We start from the raw sequence: 22,159 nt of genomic DNA on the forward strand, positions 1-22,159 counted from the left end.
GCTTACTCCGCGGGAACGGCGGCCGGGCCGCCACTCTCCAGGGCGGTCCAGCGATCGGCCCGGTAAGCCTTCACGCAGGCCATGATGCCGAAGGTGGCGATGGCGAGCACGAGGCCGACGAACAGCACCGCGAGGGCCGCGTCGATCCGATCGTTGAAGACGATCTTGTGCATGTCGGCCATGTTCTTGGCCGGCGCCAGCACCTTGTTCTCGGCGATGGCGGCCGAGAAGCGGTCGGCATGGGAGAGGAAGCCGATCTTCGGGTCCGCCGAGAAGATCTTCTGCCAGCCCGCCGTCAGGGTACAGACGCAGAGCCAGACGGTGGGGATGATCGTGACGAAGGCGTAGCGCTCGCGCTTCATCTTGAAGATCACCACGGTGGCGAGCGTGAGGGCCACGGCAGCGAGCATCTGGTTGGAGATGCCGAACAGGGGCCAGAGGGTGTAGATGCCGCCGAGCGGATCGGTGACGCCCTGGTAGAGGAAGTAGCCCCAGGCGCCGACGCACAGGGCGGTGGCCAGGATGCTGGGTGCCCAGGCGGTCGTGTCCTTGAACCGCGGCGAGACGAGGCCGAGCAGGTCCTGCAGCATGAAGCGCCCGGCGCGGGTGCCGGCGTCCACGGCCGTCAGGATGAACAGTGCCTCGAACAGGATGGCGAAGTGGTACCAGAACGCCATCATCGCCTTGCCGCCGATGGCCGAGGAGATGATGTGGGCCATGCCGACCGCGAGGGTCGGCGCGCCGCCGGCGCGGGAGATGATCGAGTGCTCGCCGACGTCCTTGGCCGTCTGGGCGATCTGCTCCGCCGTGATGGTGAAGGCGGGATCGAGCTTCGTGACCGCGGCGGCCGCGCTCTCCGGCGTCGTGCCGACGAGGCCGGCCGGCGAGTTCATGGTGAAGTAGATGCCCGGCTCGATCACGCTGGCGGAGACCAGGGCCATCACGGCCACGAAGCTCTCCATGAGCATGCCGCCGTAGCCGATGAAACGGGCATCGGACTCACGGTCGATCAGCTTCGGCGTCGTGCCGGAGGAGATCAGGGCGTGGAAGCCCGAGACCGCGCCGCAGGCGATGGTGATGAACAGGAACGGGAACAGCGACCCGGCCCAGACCGGTCCGCTGCCGTCGACGAACTTGGTGACGGCCGGCATCTGCATGTGCGGGGCGACGTAGGCGATGCCGAGCGCGAGGCCGATGATGGTGCCGATCTTGAGGAAGGTCGAGAGGTAGTCGCGCGGGGCGAGCAGGAGCCAGACCGGCAGGATCGAGGCGATGAAGCCGTAGCCGATCAGCAGCCAGCAGAGCTGGGTGCCGGTGAAGGTGAAGAACGGACCCCAGTACGGATCGGCGGCGACGTTGCCGCCGTAGACGATCGCCAGCATCAGCAGCACGAAGCCGATGATCGAGACCTCGCCGACCTTCCCGGGCCGGATGTAGCGGGCGTAGAGGCCCATCAGCATCGCGATCGGGATCGTCGCCGCGACGGTGAAGGTGCCCCAGGGGCTCTCGGCCAGGGCCTTCACGACGATCATCGCCAGCACCGCCAGCAGGATGACCATGATCATGAACGTACCAAAGAGGGCGATCACGCCCGGGATGGTGCCGAGCTCGGACCGGATCAACTCGCCCAGCGAGCGGCCGTCCCGGCGCATCGAGATGAAGAGGACCATGAAGTCCTGCACGGCACCGGCCAGGACCACGCCTGCCAGGATCCAGAGGAGGCCCGGTAGGTAGCCCATCTGCGCGGCGAGCACGGGGCCGACGAGCGGCCCGGCGCCGGCGATGGCGGCGAAGTGGTGGCCGAACAGCACGTTGCGGTTGGTCGGGACGTAGTCGAGGCCGTCGTTGTGCACGTGGGCCGGGGTCTGGCGGCCGTTGTCGAGCCGCATGACCTTCGAGGAGATGAAGAGCGAATAGTAGCGGTAGGCGATCAGGTAGACGCACACCGCCGCCACGACGATCCAGAGGGCGTTGACCGTTTCGCCGCGCGTCGTCGCGACGATGGCGAGGGCGGCAGCCCCCAGCGCTCCCACGAGGGCCCAGGGCCCGTGCTTCGATACCGCACTCATGACGTCTCGCTCCAGCGACCTGTCCTTGATGGCAGATCGTCAAGTGTGCTTCTCGCGCAAATTTTGCGGAAGAGCCAGAGGCGGGAGGTTTCAATCGTTAGGGTTTGAATAACACATCCGGGAATTGTAACCGGAGGTTGCAGGACCGGCCGATCGTCAGTCGAGTTCGATCACCCGGTTCGGCAGGGCGTCGACGGGCCTCGCCTCCCGCGGCAGCGGCCCGGACAGGATGGAGCCGACTTCAGCCACGACGGCGGTCAGTCCCGCCTCCGCCTCGCCGCTCCGCAGGGCCGCCAGCAGATTCCCGATCGCGCCGGCCCAGGCGGCTGGCGGGACGCGCGCGGCGACGCCGTGGTCCGCGACGATCTCGGCATGGCCCTCGGCCCGGGCCACGTAGATCAGTACGCCGGTCCGCCCCACCGTCCGGCTGAGACCCCGGGTCGTGAACTCGCGCAGGGCCTGCTCGTGCGCCCGGTCGCGGCGGATCGCCCGCGGCACCAGGGCCATCCGAACGCGGGCATGGAGACCCGCGAGCAGCGCCAGCAGGACCACGGCGACCTGCGTCAGGGCGATCGCGGCGGCGCTCCAGGGGGTCAGCACGATGAGCGGCCATGGGACGGCGAGGCCGGCGGCAAGCGCCAGCAGCAGCGGCGCCGAGCGGTAGAGCCCGGCGCGGGCGGCGACCAGCACCACGATCTCGCCCGCCGTCTCGGTCTCGGCCCGGCGAATCGCCTCTCCGATCCGCGTCCGCGCCGCCGGGTCCAAGAAGGGACGCCGTTCACCAGTCACCGGACGCCCCTCCCCCACCCGACGAGCCACCACCGCCGGAGAATCCGCCGCCACCGGAAAAGCCGCTGTCGAAGCCGCCCGAGACGCCGCCGCTCCAGCCACCCGAGGACGGTCCCGGCAGGACGATGAATCCGCCTCCGCCGCCCCGTCGCCCCCGGTTCATCCGGTAGACGACGAACAGGACGATGAAGAACAGGACGATGAAGATGACCACCTGTCCGGGATCGGCCTCGTCGCTGCGTATCTCAGCCTTGCGATGCCATTCCTCGGCGTCGCCAGCGAGGATGGACAGCATCGCGTCGATGCCCGCGTTGATGCCGCCGGCGAAGTCGCCCGTCTTGAAACGCGGCGTGATCGCGGTGGTGATGATCACCTTGGTGAGGGCGTCGGTCAGGGCGCCCTCGAGCCCGTAGCCGACCTCGATCCGGACCTTGCGCTCCGCCGGGGCGACGAGGAGCAATGCGCCGTTGTTGGTCTTGGCCTGCCCGAGCTTCCAGGTGCGGAACAGGCGGTTGGCGTAGTCCTCCACGGTTCGGTCCTGCAAGCCTGGCACCGTCGCGACCACGACCTGGTCCGAGGTCCTGTCCTCATAGGCCTTCAGCTTGGCCTCCAGCGCCGCCCGCTCGTCGGGTTTCAGGATGCCGGCGGCATCGACGACCCGACCCGTCAGGGCCGGGAAGGTGGGCTCGGCGGCACGGGCCTCAACGCCAGTGAGGCCGAAGGTCAGCCAGAGCCCCAGGAGCAGGCCCGCCATGGACAGCCGGACGGGGTGTAGCCGGCCCGACGGCGTTCCGAGGCGTCCCGCGCGCGGACGGCCCATGGCGAACTAGAGCTTCACGTTCGGCGGGCGCTCGGAATTGGGCGTCGCCGTGAAGGTCTCCATCGGCTTCGCCTCCGGATAGAACCATGCCGCGATCCAGCGTCCGGGAATGGTGCGGACCTCGGTATTGTAGTCCTGGACGGCCGCGATGTAATCCCGGCGCGCGACGGCGATCCGATTCTCGGTGCCTTCGAGCTGCGATTGCAGGGCGAGGAAGTTCTGGTTCGACTTGATGTCGGGGTAGCGCTCCACCGTGACGAGCAGGCGGCCGAGGGCGCCGGAGAGCTGGTTCTGGGCGTCCTGGAATTCCTTGAACTTCTGCGGATCGCTGACCGTGGAGGCATCGACCTTGACGCTGGAGGCCTTGGCCCGCGCCTCGGTGACGCCGATCAGCACGTCCTTTTCCTGCTGGGCGTAGCCCTTCACCGTCTCGACGAGGTTCGGGATCAGGTCGGCCCGGCGCTGGTACTGGTTCTGCACCTCGCTCCAGGAGGACTTAGCCCGCTCCTCCAGGGTCGGGACCCGGTTGATGGCGCCGCAGCCGGTCAGGGTCGTCCCCAGAGCGAGGGCGGCGACCGCGATCCGCGCCCGGCCGAGCCAAGTCCTGATCGGCCCCGCCGCCGGGGTGACGACACCTGAACGCATGTTGGACTCCTCGGCAGCGGAACGGCACCCGTGTTCGATCCCCGGGCGCCGCGTGATGACACATAGGTGCGCGCCCGCTGCGATAAAGGCGCGCGGCGAAAAACTTGGCCGCAGGAGACGCCCTGACCGCGAGAGACGGCATGGTGGGAAGACGGCTTGGCCGCCGGGGAAAACCCAATCGAAAGCGGGTCGCCCCCGGTTTGCACCGGAGGCAGGCCGCGCGCCGGTTGACAAGCCGGGAACGATCGGTCGCTTTACCCGCCATGGACGAAATGCCCCGCCCATCGCCCGAGAAGCCGCGGGTTTCAATCACCTACTGCACGCAGTGCCAATGGCTGCTGCGAGCGGGATGGATGGCGCAGGAACTCCTCTCCACCTTTCGGGACGATCTCGGTGAGGTGGCGCTTGTTCCCGGCACCGGCGGCGTCTTCGTGATCCGGTGCGGACCGGACCTGATCTGGGATCGGACGCGCGACGGCGGTTTTCCCGACGTGAAGGTGTTGAAGCAGCGGGTGCGGGACCAACTCGCTCCCGGCCGCGACCTCGGCCATATCGATCGTTCGGGCGTCGACCGTCCATGAACAGCCCGCCACGCGGAGAATCCACGACCGGGCGCCGCACGGGGCGTCGGTGGTGGAGGCCAAGGTCGCTCGCCTCGGCCTACGCCCATATCCGCCAACGGGGATTCTCGACGCAGGTCTACCTCGTCGCCCTGGTGGTGGCGCTGATCGGTCCGGGTCTGATCTTCACGGCGATCCTTCTTGTCCGATACGCCGGAACGGAGCGGGCCCGTTTCGAGCAGGATGCTCGCGAGAACGTGCGGGGCATCGCCCTGTCCGTCGATCGCGACACCGCCGGGCTCGTCTCGGTGCTGCAGACCCTGGCGACGTCGCCGCGACTGAAGGATGGCGAGTTCGACAACTTCGACGCCCAGGCCCGCCTGGTGCGCGATGCCGTCGGCCTCGACATCCTCCTGCGGCGTCCGGATGGGCAGCAGGTCGTGAACACGGCGGTTCCGCGCGGCGCGCCCCTGCCGCGCAGCGGGCTGCCGTTCGACCGCGAGATCGCATCGGGAAGTCAGCGCGCGGTGGTTTCCGGATACGTCAAGGGCATGAAGCCGACCGAGGCGACCTACGCGGTGGCCGTGCCGGTGCTCGGCGAGGGCGGCATCAGCCACATCCTCAGCTTCACCGTGCCGATCAGCCGTCTCGAGAGCCTCGTCGCCCGGGAAGCCGTCGAGGGCTGGATCACCGGGCTCTCCGACCGGGATGGGATCATCCTGTCGCGGGTGCCCGATCCGGACGCCCTCATCGGCGCGCAGCAACCCGCGACCCTGCGGCAGTATCAGACCGCGACGCCGAACGTCTGGGAGGGCAAGGACCGGCGCCTGAAGGCCGTGACCGTCGTCGAGGCGCGCTCGCGCCTGACCGGCTGGACGGCAGCCGCCATCATCCCTCAGGCCCTGGTGGAAGCGCGCCTGCGCAACTGGATCTGGGCCTTCTGCGGCTTCGGGCTCCTCGTGCTGGCGACCTCGTCCATCCTCGCCGTCCATCTGTGGTCGCGAGTCTCGCAACCCCTGCGCCGGCTCGCGGCGACAGGTCCGGCCCTCGCGCGGGGCGAGGTCATTCCCCGGATCACCTCGCCCATCCACGAGATCCGCCGTCTCGGGGACGTGCTCGCGGATGCCTCGCTGCGCCTGCGCCTGCGTAGCGACGAGCGCGACCGCGCCCTGGCCGAGACGGAGCGGGGCCTGAGTGCCCTGCGCGAGAGCGAAGCCCGGTTCCGGCACATGGCCGATTCCGCGCCGGCCCTGATTTGGATGACGGACGAGACGGCGCAGATCAGCTTCGCCAACATGCATTTCGACCACATGTTCGGCCTCCATACGGCGGCGGAACTCACGGGCGAGGATTGGCGCCGCGTCATCTTCGCTGAGGATTACGAGACCTTCGCGGCGCGCTTCCGGGATGCCTTCGCGGCCCGGGTGCCCTTCCAGGCCGATGTCCGCGTGATCGACCGGGACGGCGTGGTCCGCTGGATCCGCTGCGAGGGCGTGCCGCGTACGGACGATACCGGCAATTTCCTCGGCTATACCGGGTGCAACGTCGACATCACCGATGCCAAGCGCGCCGCGGAGCACCAGCAACTGCTCATTCACGAGCTCAATCATCGCGTCAAGAACACCCTGGCGACGGTTCAGTCGATCGCCGGGCAGTCCTTGCGCCGCCTGGAGGGACCGGAGGCCGGTGCGGCCCGGGCCGCCTTCGAGGCCCGCCTGCTGGCCCTCGCCCGGGTCCACAACGTCCTGACCCGCGAGAGCTGGGACGGGGCCGAGCTCGGAAACGTCGTGGCCGACGCCATCGCGCCGCTGGACGCGACGGAGGGGCAGCGCTCGCGCTTCCTCGTGTCCGGTCCTGCCCTCCGCCTGCCGCCGCGTCTCGCCCTCTCGATCGCCATGGCGCTGCACGAACTCGGCACCAACGCGGTGAAGTACGGGTCCCTCTCGCAGGAGGGGGGAACCGTGACGATCGCCTGGTCGGTGGAGCGCCAGGCGGAGACCCGGCTGATCCTGCGCTGGAGCGAGGACGGGGGGCCGCCCGTCGTCCCGCCGAACCGGACCGGTTTCGGGTCTCGCCTGATCGAGCGCAGCCTAGCCCGGGAGCTCGACGGCGAGGTCCAGCTGCTGTTCGCGACGGCGGGGGTCGTCTGCACCATCGAGGCGCCGGTGCCGCCGCCGACCCTCCTGGAGCGGAAGGCCGACCTCATCGGTCCGCGCGAGGTCGCGCTGTCGCGCTCGGCCTGATCCGCGGTCCGCGATTCCCGCATACAGCCCGGAGGAGGTCTGCGTTCCGCGGACGGCGTGGGCGCTTCGGAGCGCGAAATGAGCGATTTCAGCTCAATTCAGGGAAAGGCTCGGTCCGGTGAGGAATGGGCAATCTCGGTTTAAACCTGACAATCCCCGAGTGGGATCGCCCAATCGGCCGACATCGACGTCGGTTCGAGACGGTGACGCAGTCGACGGTCGAGACTTGGGACCGAATGCGGATCGCGAAATTTTGATCCGTAAGCACTCCCTCAGGATTCGAGGGCTGAAATTTTCAGGTCGAAATCTTGAGCCGGTGCGGCTCTATTCGTCCAGATGAGGGGTAAATGACAAGCACCGATTGTGCCCCTGGGACTGCGGATTGTTTGCGCTGCATCGAATTTCGGGTGCGCGATTTCGCGTGGCGTCTTGCTGGGGCGCCGATGTGAGCCCGAATAAGGATACTTTAATGGAAGACCGGTAGATCACATCGCTACGCCCTACAGGATCAATCGCGATGCTCGGCCTCCCCTTCGCCCGTTCCACCCCGAAGCCGTCCGCCATCGACGCCGCGCCCGACACCATCCAGGCCGGCGACGAAGCACGGCTCGTGCAAGCGGTCGAATCGCTGATGGCGAGCCAGTCCCTCGCCGCCGTCGAGCTCCCCGCGGGGGCCCTGCGGGCCGCGATCGAACGGCTGCACGCGAACCGCGAAGCCGAGCTGCTGCGCAGCCTCGGCAGCACCGCTTCCGTCGCCCGCGAGGCTTCCGAGGCAGCCACCAATACCGGCTGGATGACCTACGATGTCGGCGAGGTGGCGAGCGCCACCCAGACGATCGCCGGCGCCACCGAGGAAATGGCGGCCTCCGTGGCGGAGGTGGCCCAGACCTCCGAGACCGTCGTGGCCGTGGCGCAGGGCGCCCTCGCGGAGACTCAGGCCTGCATCCAGGACGCGCAGAAGGCGCGCACGGCGATGCACGAGATCGACACTCGCACCTCGCAGATCTCGGACCGCGTCGTGGTCCTCGAACGCGCCATCGCCCAGATCGAGGTGATGGCCACCACCATCGCGGCGATCTCGGCCCAGACGAACCTCCTCGCCCTCAACGCCACCATCGAGGCCGCCCGGGCCGGCGAGGCCGGCCGCGGCTTCTCCGTCGTGGCCGCCGAGGTGAAGTCGCTCTCCGCCCAGACCGCCAAGTCCACCGGTGAGATCCGCGGGCTCCTGAGCACCCTCACCGCCGAGATGGGCGCGATCTCCGAAGCCGTGCACGAGAGCCGCAGCGCCGTCACCACGGGCCGCACTATCGTCGATCACCTCGAGCACCGCATCGTCGAGACCAACGCCCGCATCGCGCAGGCGAGCGACCTCAACCAGGCCATTTCCCAGATGCTCGGCCAGCAGCGCGCGGCGACCTCGGAGATCTCCACCAGCGTCCAGAACATCGCCGCCAAGGCCTCCAAAACCCACGAGGAGATCGAGAAGATCACCAGCCGCCTCGTGCGCGCCGAGGCCACCGGCCAGACGGCCCTGAACGCCAATGCGCGCGACGTACCGCTCTATGCCCTGGTGCGCCTGCCGGCCGACATCGGCGCCTGGAAGCGGAGGCTCGCGCGCGTCCTCGTCGGCATGGCGCAGCCCGACCCGGCCCTGGCGAGCCTGTCGGGGCAGCCCGGCCGCAGCCTCAGGGCCGACCTCGCCGGTACGGCCCCCGCCGCCCATCCGGCCTTCGCCCGCCTCGCGGCCGCGGAAACCAAGGCCGTCGCCGAGGCCAACCGGATGCTGGAAGCCCTCAAGGCGAACAACTGGGACGTCGGAACGCCGGCTTACCAGGCCGCCGCCGAGGCCATGAAGGAAATGCTGACGGCCGCCAAGGAGATCACCGGCTGAGGAGTACGGCAGCCGCCGGCAAATCCGTCGCAGGAAGGCGGGCGCCCTTGTCGGAGCGGCCGCTTTCGGCTTCCCTGAGCGGGTTGCCACGGAGCCTTCACTTGACCGTATCCTATGCCGTTGCCCCCGAGACCTCCCGGTTCAACGGCGCGCGCCACTGCCTCGCAGAGAACGCCCGCCTGCGCGCCGACAAGACGGCGCTCGTCATGGCGGGTGCCGGCGACGACGTCCGCACCCTGACCTTCGGAGAGGTCGACCGTGCGGTGCGCAGCATCGGTGCGGGGCTTCGATCCTTGGGTCTCGAGCCCGGCGCCCGGGTGATGATCCGCATGGGCAACGAGGCCGATTACGTCCTCGTCTATTTCGCGGCCCTGGCGGCGGGCTTCGTCGCCCTGCCCTCCTCGCCGCAATTGACCGAGCCCGAGGCGGCGTTCCTGATGGAGAATTCAGGCGCGTCGGTGGTCGTCGCCGGCGCCGGCCATTCCGTCGATCCGGCCGGGCTCGGCGGTCGGATCCTGCTCCGGTCCGACGACATCGCCGCCATGAAGGCCGGCTCCGCCCTGCCCGACTACGCCGAGACCGGCGCCGACGATCCGGCGACCCTGGTCTATACCTCCGGCACGACCAGCCGCCCCAAGGGCGTCCTGCACGCCCACCGGGCCATCCGCGGCCGCCGGCCGATGCATGCGCACTGGCTCGGCCTGTCCGAGCACGACGTGATGCTCCACGCCGGCACGATGAACTGGACCTACACCCTCGGCGTCGGCATCACCGACCCCTGGGCCTGCGGCGCCACCGCGGTGCTCTACGACGGCCCACGCGATCCGGCGATCTGGCCGGCGCTCATCGCGCGCCACGGGGCGACGCTGTTCGCCGCCGTGCCGAGCCTCTACCGGCAGATCCTGAAATATGCCGACCTCGGTGCCGTCGACCTCGGCACCCTGCGCCACGGCGTGACGGCGGGCGAGGCGCTGGCGCCGGAACTCCTCGCGGCCTGGACGCAGGCGACCGGGAAACCCCTCTACGAGGCCCTCGGGATGAGCGAGTGCTCCACCTACGTGTCGAGCGGCCCGACCATTCCGGTGCGTCCCGGCTCACCCGGCAAGCCGCAGCCCGGGCGCCGCGTCGCGATCCTGCCGACGGAAGGCCCGGCCGAGCAGCTGCCTCCCGGTGAGATCGGTCTCCTCGCCATCCATCGTTCCGAGCCCGGGCTGATGCTGGGGTACTGGAACCGGCCCGAAGAGGAGGCGTCGGTGCTGCGCGGGGACTGGTTCGTCGGCGGCGATCTCGCGAGCCTGGACGCGGACGGTTACCTGACCTTCCATGGCCGCAACGACGACCTGATGAACGCATTCGGCTACCGGGTTTCGCCGAACGAGATCGAGGGTGTCCTGATCGAGCATCCGGACGTCGCCGAGGTCGGGGTGGCGGAGATGCCCGTCCGGGCGGACCTCAGCGTGATCACCGCCTTCGTGGTGGCGAAGCCAGACGCCGATCTTGACTCCGAAGACATCCGGGCCTGGTGCCTCGATCGCCTGGCCGCCTACAAGTGCCCGCGCGAGGTGCGCTTCCTCGAAGCGCTCCCGCGCACCGCGAACGGCAAGGTGCAACGCAAGCGCCTCGCCAGTGCCGGGGGATTGGTTCGACGCGACCGTGTCGGGCCGTGATGCTGTACCGGATGATCGGCCGATGCCTGTGCCTCAGCCGGCACGGAGGTCCGGAACGCTTCGATTTCCCCACGGCGCCACCAATCGCAGCTTGACCCGCCGGATGCGAAATTCTAGATCGACGGCCTGCGGAGACGTGGCCGAGCGGCTGAAGGCACTCGTTTGCTAAATGAGCATACCCCGAAAGGGGTATCGAGGGTTCGAATCCCTCCGTCTCCGCCATTCAAGCGTCCAGCTCAAGAACTCGGTTGCTTAGAATGGCTCGTTGCGCGACCAGTGCTGCCATGAATGGCGCGCGCAACATAGCGTAATCCGACATCGTTGCGTGGTCGTGCCAGAGCCATGGCAACCGCTTCCGAGCGTGATTGACCTGCAACAGCTTGGCTCAGGACGCATCGCGCAGAAACTATGTCCGGCTTTCTTGTTGCCCCCTTGGTCTCGGGGGCCCGTTCAAGAGCGGCCCGAGTCGATTTCCCATCGAGCCGGCAGAGGGGTCGACGATGGGTGGGGCGTAACCCGTCAACACGACGGATTCGATTGACCCGACGCCGGCCCCTTCTCGTCCGACTGGAAACCGTCATCTTCAAACGCCGATCACCGGTCTTCACGCGCGCGATCACGGCGATACGGCCGGGTGCCTCCGCACCCGATCCATCAATGGGGCGCGTCTTCGTCACAGGAACAGGCGCTCGGAGCCGCAGGTTGATGCGAGGAACTTGAACCTCGGGGTTTTCCTATGAAGATTTCTGCTTTCGTGGCGGGTACTTGTGCGCTCGCGATCCTGACGACGCAGCCGGCTCTGGCCCAGGGTGTCCTGGGCCCGGAAGGCCGTCCTGGCGTCATCATTCAGAACCAGCCGAACACGACGGGCAACAGTAATGACGTGGTCATATCCTACGGCGCGACCGGCGCCGACACAGTGACCACCAACTCGGCCGCAGGTGGGAATGCGAGTCGGCCGGAGCAGGCATTTCCCAACGGCAGCGCCAACGGTGGCCCCGGCGGCCGCTGAACTGGGTCCCTGCCAATCCGCGAACTTTGACGACGCGCCCGCTCGACCCGGCCTGAGCGAGGCGGCGTCGTATTGAAACTGCCTGGGTCCGCCTTGTTCCGGCGGCAACCCAGGGTGTGCCTGCGCAGCATGGATGCTTCAATGACCTGCCTTCGAACCGAGGCGCCGGACCGTTGTCGGCATCCAGATGCCCTGGCATGATGGGCCATGCCGCAAACATCCTATCCCCGCTGGTCGCCTGCCGAACTCGTCGACGAACTGCGCGAGGCCGCCGAGGAGATCGCGCCCGAGCTGAACGGGATCCGCGCCGAGGAAACCCTGGAGGGTGAGTCGGCGCAGATGATCGAGGAGATGGCCGAGGCCTTGAAGAGGATCGCCCGGGGCGATCCGAGACCTCAGGAGATCGCCCGGGCGGCCTTGGCCGCCCAGACACCCCGCAAACCGATCGGGCGCCCGCAGCCGGCGGCGCGCAACCCCCCGAAGACGCGGCGCTGACGACGCGTCGCAGGATGTGCCCACGTGGCCCGTACCCGATGTCCCGACGGGCCGATCGATGCTCCGATCCGTGTGATCGGCGGATTGGGGAAACCGGGCCCTCGGCGGTCCTTCCAGACCAATGCGAGGTGGCGTGGCCGATACTGAACTGGTAGAACTCGCAATTGTTGCACTGCAATCTGTATGGGGCTCGTCGGGCCTATGCGTCCTGCAATTCACGAGGCGATTGGTCGAATGTCTGAGCCTGCCGGCGTCTTGATCCATCCGATCATCCTGTGTGGTGGCTCGGGCACGCGGCTTTGGCCGGCCTCGCGCGAGAGCATGCCCAAGCAGTTCACGCCGCTCGTCAATCCGGACAGCTCGACCTTCCAGGACACGGCCCGGCGCCTGGCCGATACCCGGGTGTTCTCCCGCCCCACCGTGCTCACCAGCAGCGATGCGCGCTTCATCGTCGCCGAGCAGCTGCAGCAGGCGGGCATCGCGGCCGACATCATCCTCGAACCCGAGCGGCGCGATTCGGCCGCGGCGGTCGCGGTCGCCACCCTGCACGCGGCGCGGCGCGACCCCGAGGGCGTCGTGCTGATCATGGCCGCCGACCACGTCATCGGCGACACCCCCGCCTTCGTGGCGGCCGCCGAGGCCGCCGCCGCCGGTGCCCGGGCCGGGGCGATCATGACCCTCGGCATCACCCCGACCGCGCCCGCCACCGGCTACGGCTACATCCGCGTCGGCGCAGCCCTGGCGGGCGGCGCGGGCAACCACGCGGTCGAGCGCTTCGTCGAGAAGCCCGATCGCGACGGCGCCCTGCGGCTGATCGACGAGGGCGCCCTCTGGAACTCGGGCTACTTCCTGTTCCGCGCCGACGTGATGCTGGCCGAGCTCGAGGCCCATGCCCCGGAGATCCTGGCGGCCACCCGCGCCGCGCTCGAGGCCGCCGTGATCGACCTCGACTTCGTCCGCCTCGACGCGGCCGCCTTCGGCCGGGCGCCCAAGACCTCGATCGACTACGCCGTGATGGAGCGCACCCGGCATGCCGGCGTGCGCCCGGTCTCCTTCCCCTGGTCGGATGTCGGCACCTGGGACGCGGTCTGGGACGTGCTGGCGCACGATGCCGACGGCAACGCCGTCCGGGGCCGGGTCGAGACGATCGACACGCGCGGCAGCCTGATCCACAGCGAGGGCGAGCACCTGACGGCGGTGGTGGGGCTCGACGACGTCGTCGTGGTGACCACGCCCGACGCCGTGCTGGTGACCTCGAAGGCGCGCTCGGGCCAGGTCAAGGATCTCGTCAACCGCCTGCGCGAGAAGGCGCATCCGGAGGCGGACGCGCATCGGCGGATGTACCGGCCCTGGGGCTGGTACCAGCGCATCGACATCGGCGAGCGCTTCCAGGTCAAGCGGATCATGGTGACGCCGGGCGGGCGGCTGTCCCTGCAGAAGCACTTCCACCGGGCCGAGCACTGGGTGGTGGTCAAGGGCACGGCGGAGGTGACGCTCAACGAGTCGGTGGTGCTGGTGCACGAGAACGAGGCGATCTACCTGCCGATCGGCTCGATGCACCGCCTGACCAACCCGGGCAAGATCCCGCTGGAGCTGATCGAGGTGCAGGTCGGTTCCTACACCGGCGAGGACGACATCATCCGCGTCGAGGATATCTACGGACGCTGAGGCGTCCGCGAGGATCGCCTCGACATCGGCACAATGGGAAATCTTCAGACCCTCGCCCATCGCGAGGGTCTGCTTTCCACTGGGCTTCGTCTCATCCGCCGGAACGACATGGTCGGGGCGGCATCGGCACAGACATGGCTTTTATGCGAACTGCCGCGATTGCGGATGGTGCCGAGCCATGAGCGCTTCCGTGCGCGCGCCATCGCCGCACGAGGTGGATCGAACCCACGATTCCGATGACCTGCCAATCCACGAAGGCCTTGCTGGGCTGATCGTTAGGGCAACCGGGCGAGACCCGGTTCCTATACCGGAATGCAAGGCCCTGAAATCGATCAGGATTCGTCGGGATTGACCTCGACCGCGCCGGTGACCCGTTCGATATCGAGCGACAGATGTGCTCGGAAGTGGACCTGCGCGCCCTCGCCGCGAACGATCGCCAGATAATCCTGGCGTTCGGCATCGACGCTGAATTCCTGCGCGATCTTGGCCATGATGCGCACGAGTTTGGTCCGCACGGCGTCCTCGTCGGACAACTCGAATCCGACCTTGTCCTTGACGAAATTCGCTCCGTCGTGGAGGTCGATGAAAAAGCGTGGCATTGACAATGATACCCGTGGGAATTTATCCCACTCTATAAGGTTAACCTAGGCCGTTCGAGAACCGAGTGCAATCGGTGGTTCCTGCTTAGGTCTCATACGAAACAGATTTGTCAGTTCCGGGTCCCGCGCAAGCGGATGACGATGTCGCGGCCCGGTCCCGGTCCAGGCGATCGACCGACTCGTCGAGCACGATGGGGACAAGGCCGCAGGCGTTGCGCTATCACGCCTCACCCACCCACCCGCTTCGGTTGCCCGCGCATGTTTTTTCCACTCTCGAAGCTGCTGTTCTTTCTCGTGACGCCTTCGAACGCGCTGATCCTCCTCGCGCTGGCCGGGACCGGCCTGGCGGCGGCGGGGTGGCTTCGACCGGGGTTGTGGCTCGGCGGCCTGGCGGCACTGCTGCTCCTCGTGGCCGGCCTGTCCCCCCTCTCGGCCTTCGTTGCCCTGCCTCTGGAGGAGCGCTTTCCGGCCTTCGTCGAGGACGACCGGCCGGTGACCGGAATCATCGTCCTTGGTGGGGCGATCGAGACGCGGCTCTCGGCGAGTCGCGGACAGTTTCTCCTCAACGACTCGGCCGAGCGTCAGGTCGCCCTGGCCGATCTCGCCCGGCGCTATCCGCAGAGCCGCCTCGTCTTCAGCGGCGGGAGCGGCGCCCTCGGCGGGAGCAGAGCCTCGGAATCCGAGCTCGTCGGGCGCTACGCCGACACGATGGGGCTGCCGCGCACCCGGCTCATCCTGGAGGACCGCTCGCGGAACACCCGCGAGAACGCAGTCTTCACCGCGGAGATGGTGAAGCCGCAGCCGGACGAGCGCTGGCTCCTCGTCACCTCGGCCTGGCACATGCCGCGGGCCGTCGGCTGCTTCCGGCAGGCGGGCTTCACGGTTGCGGCCTACCCGGTCGATTACCGCACCGGCGGTTGGGACGATGTCTGGCGCATCAACGGCTTCGCTTCGGAAGGGCTGTCACTCCTCGACGTGATCACGAAGGAATGGTTCGGCCTCGTCGCCTACCGGCTCGCCGGTTACACCGATGCCCTCTTGCCGGCCCCTCAGGTCTCGTCCGGTGCCGTCGCGACGGCGCCGAGCCGGTAGATGCCGCGGAAGTCGTCCGGGTCCTCCACGGGCTTGCCCTTGCGAAGGATTGCGACCTCCCCGGCCTTCGTCATCCGCACGGCGATCCGGCGGATCGGTTGCATCAAGGGGCTCCATTCCTCCGGTTGCGGCCCGCCCAGTTCCCGGGCCACCTCCGACGGACACACCGTCTTTCCGGCATCGCGCGCCGTGACGAGGCGCAGAATCGTCTCGGCGATCAGCGTCTCGGAGGGACCCTTGCGCTCCGGCCGTCCACCGGGCTTCTCCGCGACCTTCGGGGCGGGCGGGGAGACCGGTGCCTGCGGCGCCGGCGTCTTGGACCGCGGAGCCTTCGGAGATGAGGTGCGCTGGCGCGTCGGCTTCTTGGGAATCGTCATGGCTGCCATCCCTGCCCTGTCCCGTCGTCTTCCGCCAGCAGGGCCCCGCGAATTCGCGAGGCGAATTGCCGCCGCCACATCACCAGCACCACCGCCGTGGTCGTCAGCATGAGCAGCCAGGGGCTCACGAACCAGCCGAGATAGGCCAGGGCGAAGAAGAAGGCCCGCTGGCCGCGGGCGAAGTGGCTGCCGGCGGCGATGTTCATCGCGGCGGCCTTGCGGGCCGCACGGAGCATCTGCTCCGGGGTGGCGTCCGATCCCTTCGGCGGTACCGCGCCGAGGAGGATCGCGCCGTAATTGAACAGCCGATAGGCCCAGGAGAACTTGAAGAAGGCGTAGACGAAGACGACCGCCAGGCCTGCGACCTTGATCTCCCAGGTCACCCGCGTTGCGACGGCGCCGAAGGGGAGCGCGCCGAACAGGGTCAGGACGTCATCGCCGGAGCGCGACAGGGTCAGTACGCCGCCCAGCGCGATCAGTGAGGTCGAGGCGAAGAACGCGGTCCCGTTCTGCAGGGAAGCGTTGATGGTCGTGTCGACCACCCGGTTGTCCCGCCCGATCAGCTGGCGCGTCCACTCCGCGCGCTGCGCGTTCATGATCTGGCTGAGGCTGGTCCGCCGGCCGCGCATTCGCGCCACCGCGATGCCATAGCCGGCCCAGGCCGCCACGAAATAGCAGAGGGCGGCGAGGTCGAGATAGGAGAAGTCGGCGGTCAGCATCGCGTCCGGTCTCTGGACGGCCGATCTGCGGGCGTCCCGTCCGGGCGCTAGCGCGGATGCCGACGCCCTGTCCAGCGGAAGCGGGGCCGGAACGTGTCACGGGAAGCGGGGCGTCAGCGGATCGCGAAGCCGGGTTGTGGGGGCGCCGCCTCGCTCTCGGTCACTGCGATTTCCGTGACGCGGGCCCCAGGAGGCCCGTGGCGGCAGGCCTCCAGCATCCGCGCCACGGCGTCGGGCGACCCCGACAGGATGGCCTCGACGGCTCCGTCCGACCGATTGCGGACGTGGCCTGCGAGGCCCCGGCGATCCGCCTCTCCGCGCACCCACATCCGGTAGCCGACGCCCTGGACCCGGCCCTGGATGACGATAGCGACCGTTCGGATCTCGGGGGTCACGGTGGCGTCCTTCCCAGGTTCGGCGGGCCGGCGGGGCTGTGCTGCGCCGAACGTTAGGACACCTCGCCGGCGCGATGAAGTGCCCGACGCCGGCGAGCGTAACAGGGGCCTGGTTCCGGACCGGCACGGCTCGAAAACGGTCGGAGCCGGCGCCTTCCGCCGGCCGCGATCCTGGGCCGGCTCACCACCGGAGGGTTCGAGATCGTGCGTCAGCCGGCACGTCCGCGCTGCCAGGTCTGCAGTTCCGCCCGATAGGCCGCCGGCAATTGCGCGGCGCCGGCCGCGGCCAGCACGGATTCGAGGTAGCCCGGTCGTGGAGCGCCCGTGGCGCTGCTTCCGCCGAGGTAGATCAGCGCCCGCTTCGATCCGCCCGGCACCGAGACCGGCTGCACCGCCTTCGTGTAGAGGCCCGAGGCGACGCCCTCGTAGCGGTCGAGGGCCGGCACGTCTCCCAGGGACAGATCCCACAGTATACCGAACACGGTCGCGCGTGGGTCACGCACGACCGAGGCGTAACCCTCGCGCATGATGATGAAACGGTGCCGGTTGAGGCGGGCCTGCCCGATCAGGGTCGAGCGCGGGCAGCGCGCGGCCATGGCGCCGGCATCCATGTTCGCGCCGTAGGCGAAGTAGAGGGGCATCGACCGGTCCCGGGCTTCCGGTCCGGAGCGCGTCCCCAGGGGAGGCGCTCCGGAGCCGGGAGATCGTCAAGCGAATTCGAGGATGACCGCGTCGACCGCGAGACTGTCGCCTTCCTTGGCGGCGATCTTGGCGACGGTGGCGTCGCGCTCGGCGCGGAGCACGTTCTCCATCTTCATCGCCTCGACGATGGCCAGCGCCTCGCCGTTCTTCACCTCCTGGCCTTCCTTCACCAGGATCGCCTTGACGAGACCGGGCATCGGGCAGAGCACCTGCTTGCCGGAGCCGGCATCTTCCTTCACCGGCATCAGGGCGGCCAGGGCCGCCTCGCGCTGGGTGTAGACCCGGGCCTCGGCGGCGGCGCCGGCGTGCTGGAGGGCGACGCCGTTGAGCAGGCCACGGACCTGCATCGCCACGCGGGTGCCGTCGATCTCGCCCTGCCAGACCGGCTCGCCCGGGCGCCAGTCGGAGGAGACCGGCCAGGTGGCGCCGTCGGCGCCGGTGACGATGAGGGTACCGCCGACGGCGTCGACGGTGACGGGATAGGATTCGCCCGCCAGGACCACGACGCGGTCGCGCTCGAAATCCAGCAGCGCCGGATCGCGCATCTGGCCGGAGATGCCGCGCTTGCGCTGGTTCATCTTGTGGTCGATGGCCGCCGCCGCGGCCGCCATGCGCCGGGCGATCTCGCCCTGCGGCTCCGGGGCGACGAAGCCGTCCGGGAACTCCTCCGCGATGAAGCCGGTGGAGAGGTTGCCCGAGCGCCAGCGCGGATGCGCCATCAGGGCCGCCAGGAACGGGATGTTGTGGCGGATGCCCTCGATCGCGAAGGCGTCCAGCGCCTCGCCCTGCGATTCGATGGCCTCGGCCCGGGTCGGCGCCCAGGTGACGAGCTTGGCGATCATCGGATCGTAGTGGATCGCGATCTCGCCGCCCTCTTCCACGCCGGTGTCGTTGCGGACGATGGCGCCGCCGAATCGGCCCTCGGCCGGCGGCCGGTAGGTGGTGAGGCGTCCGATCGAGGGCAGGAAGTTGCGGGTCGGGTCCTCGGCGTAGACGCGGCTCTCGACCGCCCAGCCGTTGAGCTTCACGTCCCCCTGGCCCAGCGGCAGCGCCTCGCCGGCCGCGACCCGGATCATCAGCTCGACGAGGTCGAGGCCGGTGATCATCTCGGTGACCGGATGCTCCACCTGCAGGCGGGTGTTCATCTCGAGGAAGTAGAAGGACTTGTCCTGGCCGGCCACGAACTCGACGGTGCCGGCCGAGTCGTAGTTCACGGCTTTCGCCAGGGCCACGGCCTGCTCGCCCATCTTGCGGCGGGTGGCCTCGTCGAGGAGCGGCGACGGCGCCTCCTCGATGACCTTCTGGTTGCGGCGTTGGATCGAGCACTCGCGCTCGCCGAGGTAGATCACGTTGCCGTGCTTGTCGCCGATCACCTGGATCTCGATGTGGCGCGGGTCGGTGATGAACTTCTCCACGAAGACGCGGTCGTCGCCGAAGGACGAGGCGGCCTCGGACTTGGCGCGGGCGAAGCCCTCCGCCACTTCGCCGGACGAGTGGGCGATGCGCATGCCCTTGCCGCCGCCGCCGGCGGAGGCCTTGATCATCACCGGGTAACCGATCTCGTCCGCGATGGTGACCGCGTGCTCGGGGCTCTCGATGACGCCGAGGAAGCCCGGCACGGTGGAGACCTTCGCCGCCGAGGCGGCCTTCTTGGATTCGATCTTGTCGCCCATCGCGGCGATCGCGCCGGGGTTCGGGCCGATGAAGACGATGCCGGCCGCATCCAGGGCGCGGGGAAACGACTCGCGCTCGGACAGGAAGCCGTAGCCCGGGTGCACGGCCTGGGCGCCGGTCCGCTTGCAGGCATCGATGATCTTGTCGATCAGCAGGTAGGACTGCGCGGCCGGGGCCGGACCGATATGCACGGCCTCGTCGGCCATGGCGACGTGCACCGCATCGCGGTCGGCATCCGAGTAGACCGCCACGGTCTTGATGCCCATGCGGCGGGCGGTCTTGATGATGCGACAGGCGATCTCGCCACGGTTCGCAATCAGGATCTTGTCGAACATCTTTCCGCGCACTCTGGTCAGTCAGGGAACAGGCGGCGTCTCCAAACGCCCAAGCTCGTTCCCGTTAAAGCAGTTATGCGGCTTCGGGAAGCTGACTGATCCGGGGCAGCGGCCCGAATATGTAGGTGCGCCGCCGACATTCCGACGGTGCAATGCACCATCACATTTTGAATGCGAAATATCGGGCTGCCGGCTCTCAGGCAGCCAACAGTTCCCGGGTCCGCTCGTGATCGGCGGTGGCACGATTGGCCGCCAGCGCGAAGGCGATCAGGGCCTCGTCGCTGGCCTGGGCCTCGCGGATCACCTCGCGGGCGAGGCGGGCGGCGAGCCGGGTCGGGCCGCAGCCGGCGCGCAGGGAGCCGACGAGCCAGGTCGCGACCCCGGCGTCGATGTAGCCGGTGGGACGCTCGCCCCAGACCGCGAAATCCACCACGGCGGCGACGAGGTAGTCCCCGAAGGCCGGATCGGCGCTGGTGACGATGCGCTCCAGGGCGATCAGCATGTCGGCCTCGTCGCGGCAGACGAAGCCGTCGGGGAGAACCTCCCGGGCCAGGACCTTGACATCCTCGACCGTGATGCGGTCGGCGGCGACGATACGGTTACAGAAAACCTGAAGCGAAAGGTTTATCATGTCTTGATGCCTCCCCGGCTTTGTCTTGGCCGGTCTGTGTCCCTGTCGATGGTTCGACTATGCAGGATGGCATCGCTCAAGCGGTTAACGGGCAAATCTGAATCAATGTTCAGGTTAAAGCCTGCTCACGAATGAGCCTTTCGAAATCATGACGGTCGCGGCACCGGGTCGCCCGCTCAGCCGGCGGTCCCGGGACCGAGGATCCGCATGTCGAGGCGTCCCGCCTCGTCGCGGAAGACGTCGTAGGTCACGCGGTCGCTGACCGTATTGCCCTCGCCGAAGATGAGCACCCGCGGCTTCTGCGCGATCACGTCGTCGATGGAGCCGTAGGTCGCGGAGGCGATGATGATCTCGTCGCCCACCTGGCAGGTGCGGGCGGCGGCGCCGTTGAGGATGCAGCAGCGCGATCCGGCTTCGCCGTAGAGGACGTAGGTGCTGATCCGGGCACCCGACATCTTGTTCCAGATCTCGACGAATTCGAGGGGATCGAGGCCGACCTCCCGGCAGAACTCCGCGTCGAGCGTGATCGAGCCGTGATAGTTCAGGTCGGCACCGGTCACCCTGAGGCCGTGCAACTTGGCGCGGACGAAACTCTGCATCGATCGGCCCTTCATTGGTGCGGCCGCGTTGTTAATCGCCGCCGGCAGCCGACGCCAGCCCCGACCGCCGCAGCCGGATGCCCCGGGTCGCGGATGCGGGAGAATGGAGCGGAGACCGGCCGCCTCGGACCGGACCGCCGGGCTCGGGAGAGCGATGGCGTGCGTCTCACCCTTGCGGTCCACCCGCACGGGCGACCGGGCGCGATCGCGTGCCGGATGCGTCCCCGTGCGGCCAGGATGCGGTCCGGAGCCGCCCCGGTGCCGGCGGGCCGAGGGCCGGACGCCGCCCCCAGGCGCCGCGGCGGGCCATCGGCCGCCCGCCAGCCCTCAGGCGAGAGGTCCCTAGCGCACCACCACCTTCGCGCCGATCGGAACCCGGTCGTAGAGGTCGACCACGTCGGCGTTGAGCATGCGGATGCAGCCCGAGGACACCGCCTGACCGATCTTCTCCGGCTCGTTGGTGCCGTGGATGCGGAACAGCGTGTCCTTCTTGCCTTCGGCGAGGTAGAGCGCCCGGGCGCCGATCGGGCTCGTCGGGCCGCCTTCGAGGCGCTTCGGCAGGTCGGGACGGCGGGCCAGCATCTCCGGCGGCGGGTTCCAGTCCGGCCACTCGCCCTTGCGGTCGACCTCGGCCGTCCCGGCCCAGGCCATGCCGGCATGGCCGACGGCCACGGGATAGCGCACGGCCTTGCCGTCCGGCAGCACGTAGTACAGCCGGCGCTCCTTAGTGACCACGATGACGGTGCCGGGCGCCTCCTTCGTCGGATAGTCGACGGTGGCGCGGGCGATCTTCGGATCGACGGGCGCGGTGGGCGCCAGCTTCATCCAGGCCTTGTCGCGCTCCGGTCCCGCCAGGGGTGCCTGGGCGGTCGCGGGAACCGGCGTCGCGGCGGCGACCTGCGGGGCCGCCGGGCCGGTGGCCTGGCTCGCCGTCCGGGTGTTGCAGGCGCCGAGCGGCAGCAACGTGCCGAGGAGCAGAAGAGTGGCGGGGGCGCGCATGGGTCAGGGCCTGTCTCGACCCGTCGCTGTTCCGACGCGGTCTGATCGATTCGTGTTCGAACAGGTCTTGCACAAGCCAAGCCGAGCGCGCATCCCAGCAACGTGATCACGCGTCAGATGTGATACATTGGCACCATCTGTTGCATGGAAGCGTCAGATTGGCGGCTCGGAGGGACGA

The 22,159-nt window shown here is 68.7% G+C and carries 21 protein-coding genes and 1 tRNA gene; 9 read left to right on the plus strand and 13 right to left on the minus strand.

The features are described from left to right. Window positions 1–2: 2 nt before the first annotated feature. The 4 genes from ASF49_RS15295 to ASF49_RS15310 form a co-directional block, all read right to left on the minus strand. Window positions 3–2,069 (minus strand): carbon starvation CstA family protein, encoded by a 2,067-nt coding sequence (locus ASF49_RS15295; protein ID WP_056474523.1) that lies wholly within the window; start codon window positions 2,067–2,069, stop codon window positions 3–5. Window positions 2,070–2,225: 156 nt separating this feature from the next. Beyond that, window positions 2,226–2,858 (minus strand): TPM domain-containing protein, encoded by a 633-nt coding sequence (locus ASF49_RS15300; protein WP_200930065.1) that lies wholly within the window; start codon window positions 2,856–2,858, stop codon window positions 2,226–2,228. Continuing rightward, window positions 2,848–3,612, minus strand: coding sequence for a TPM domain-containing protein (locus ASF49_RS15305; protein ID WP_056474529.1), 765 nt, complete (start codon window positions 3,610–3,612; stop codon window positions 2,848–2,850). The genes ASF49_RS15300 and ASF49_RS15305 overlap by 11 nt, the downstream gene beginning before the upstream one ends. A 72-nt stretch (window positions 3,613–3,684) precedes the next feature. After that, window positions 3,685–4,323, minus strand: a complete 639-nt coding sequence (locus ASF49_RS15310; RefSeq protein WP_056474532.1) for a LemA family protein — start codon at window positions 4,321–4,323, stop codon at window positions 3,685–3,687. A 263-nt stretch (window positions 4,324–4,586) separates the two neighbouring features. On the opposite strand from ASF49_RS15310, the gene ASF49_RS15315 reads away from it, so the two are divergent. From ASF49_RS15315 to ASF49_RS15345, 8 genes are all read left to right on the plus strand, one after another. Further along, window positions 4,587–4,904, plus strand: a complete 318-nt coding sequence (locus tag ASF49_RS15315) for a SelT/SelW/SelH family protein (RefSeq protein ID WP_056474535.1) — start codon at window positions 4,587–4,589, stop codon at window positions 4,902–4,904. Beyond that, window positions 4,901–7,126 carry an HWE histidine kinase domain-containing protein gene (locus ASF49_RS15320; RefSeq protein ID WP_082511339.1) on the plus strand — a complete coding sequence of 742 codons (2,226 nt, stop codon included), beginning with the start codon at window positions 4,901–4,903 and terminating at the stop codon, window positions 7,124–7,126. Before ASF49_RS15315 ends, ASF49_RS15320 begins: the two co-directional genes overlap by 4 nt. Before the next feature lie 517 nt (window positions 7,127–7,643). After that, window positions 7,644–9,017, plus strand: coding sequence for a methyl-accepting chemotaxis protein (locus ASF49_RS15325; RefSeq protein WP_056474538.1), 1,374 nt, complete (start codon window positions 7,644–7,646; stop codon window positions 9,015–9,017). Window positions 9,018–9,118: 101 nt separating this feature from the next. Further along, window positions 9,119–10,684 (plus strand): acyl-CoA synthetase, encoded by a 1,566-nt coding sequence (locus ASF49_RS15330; RefSeq protein ID WP_056474541.1) that lies wholly within the window; start codon window positions 9,119–9,121, stop codon window positions 10,682–10,684. Between the two features lie 130 nt (window positions 10,685–10,814). Beyond that, window positions 10,815–10,906, plus strand: a tRNA-Ser gene (locus ASF49_RS15335). Between the two features lie 514 nt (window positions 10,907–11,420). Beyond that, window positions 11,421–11,696 carry a hypothetical protein gene (locus ASF49_RS23225; RefSeq protein WP_082511340.1) on the plus strand — a complete coding sequence of 92 codons (276 nt, stop codon included), beginning with the start codon at window positions 11,421–11,423 and terminating at the stop codon, window positions 11,694–11,696. A gap of 207 nt (window positions 11,697–11,903) precedes the next feature. Next, window positions 11,904–12,191 (plus strand): hypothetical protein, encoded by a 288-nt coding sequence (locus ASF49_RS15340; RefSeq protein WP_056474543.1) that lies wholly within the window; start codon window positions 11,904–11,906, stop codon window positions 12,189–12,191. A gap of 234 nt (window positions 12,192–12,425) precedes the next feature. Then, window positions 12,426–13,859: a mannose-1-phosphate guanylyltransferase/mannose-6-phosphate isomerase gene (locus ASF49_RS15345; RefSeq protein ID WP_056474547.1), complete on the plus strand. Its 1,434-nt coding sequence runs from the start codon at window positions 12,426–12,428 to the stop codon at window positions 13,857–13,859. Window positions 13,860–14,191: 332 nt separating this feature from the next. On the opposite strand, the gene ASF49_RS15350 is transcribed toward ASF49_RS15345, so the two are convergent. After that, a complete protein-coding gene (locus ASF49_RS15350; RefSeq protein ID WP_056474550.1) occupies window positions 14,192–14,458 on the minus strand; it encodes a DUF6894 family protein in 267 nt (88 codons plus the stop codon). 258 nt (window positions 14,459–14,716) lie between these two features. On the opposite strand from ASF49_RS15350, the gene ASF49_RS15355 reads away from it, so the two are divergent. Then, complete coding sequence (locus tag ASF49_RS15355) at window positions 14,717–15,550, plus strand: YdcF family protein (protein ID WP_056474552.1); 834 nt, start codon at window positions 14,717–14,719, stop codon at window positions 15,548–15,550. Here ASF49_RS15355 and ASF49_RS24565 read toward each other — a convergent pair. The 8 genes from ASF49_RS24565 to ASF49_RS15395 form a co-directional block, all read right to left on the minus strand. Beyond that, on the minus strand, window positions 15,508–15,771 hold the full coding sequence (locus ASF49_RS24565; RefSeq protein ID WP_056475509.1) for a DUF3253 domain-containing protein: 264 nt from the start codon (window positions 15,769–15,771) through the stop codon (window positions 15,508–15,510). The two genes, ASF49_RS15355 and ASF49_RS24565, sit on opposite strands and share 43 nt — an antisense overlap. 152 nt (window positions 15,772–15,923) lie before the next feature. Next, complete coding sequence (locus tag ASF49_RS15365) at window positions 15,924–16,646, minus strand: DUF599 domain-containing protein (RefSeq protein ID WP_056474556.1); 723 nt, start codon at window positions 16,644–16,646, stop codon at window positions 15,924–15,926. Between the two features lie 113 nt (window positions 16,647–16,759). Beyond that, a complete protein-coding gene (locus ASF49_RS15370; RefSeq protein ID WP_056474558.1) occupies window positions 16,760–17,041 on the minus strand; it encodes an acylphosphatase in 282 nt (93 codons plus the stop codon). 209 nt (window positions 17,042–17,250) lie between these two features. After that, window positions 17,251–17,682 carry a gamma-glutamylcyclotransferase family protein gene (locus ASF49_RS15375; RefSeq protein ID WP_056474561.1) on the minus strand — a complete coding sequence of 144 codons (432 nt, stop codon included), beginning with the start codon at window positions 17,680–17,682 and terminating at the stop codon, window positions 17,251–17,253. 66 nt (window positions 17,683–17,748) lie between these two features. Further along, window positions 17,749–19,752 (minus strand): acetyl-CoA carboxylase biotin carboxylase subunit, encoded by a 2,004-nt coding sequence (locus ASF49_RS15380; protein ID WP_056474563.1) that lies wholly within the window; start codon window positions 19,750–19,752, stop codon window positions 17,749–17,751. A gap of 196 nt (window positions 19,753–19,948) precedes the next feature. Then, window positions 19,949–20,383, minus strand: coding sequence for a hypothetical protein (locus tag ASF49_RS15385; RefSeq protein ID WP_056474567.1), 435 nt, complete (start codon window positions 20,381–20,383; stop codon window positions 19,949–19,951). Between the two features lie 176 nt (window positions 20,384–20,559). Then, window positions 20,560–20,982 carry an aspartate 1-decarboxylase gene (locus ASF49_RS15390; protein WP_056474571.1) on the minus strand — a complete coding sequence of 141 codons (423 nt, stop codon included), beginning with the start codon at window positions 20,980–20,982 and terminating at the stop codon, window positions 20,560–20,562. Window positions 20,983–21,324: 342 nt separating this feature from the next. Beyond that, window positions 21,325–21,981 (minus strand): L,D-transpeptidase, encoded by a 657-nt coding sequence (locus tag ASF49_RS15395; RefSeq protein ID WP_056474575.1) that lies wholly within the window; start codon window positions 21,979–21,981, stop codon window positions 21,325–21,327. Window positions 21,982–22,159 lie beyond the last annotated feature (178 nt).

This window comes from Methylobacterium sp. Leaf104 (genome assembly GCF_001422885.1).
Lineage (GTDB): Bacteria > Pseudomonadota > Alphaproteobacteria > Rhizobiales > Beijerinckiaceae > Methylobacterium.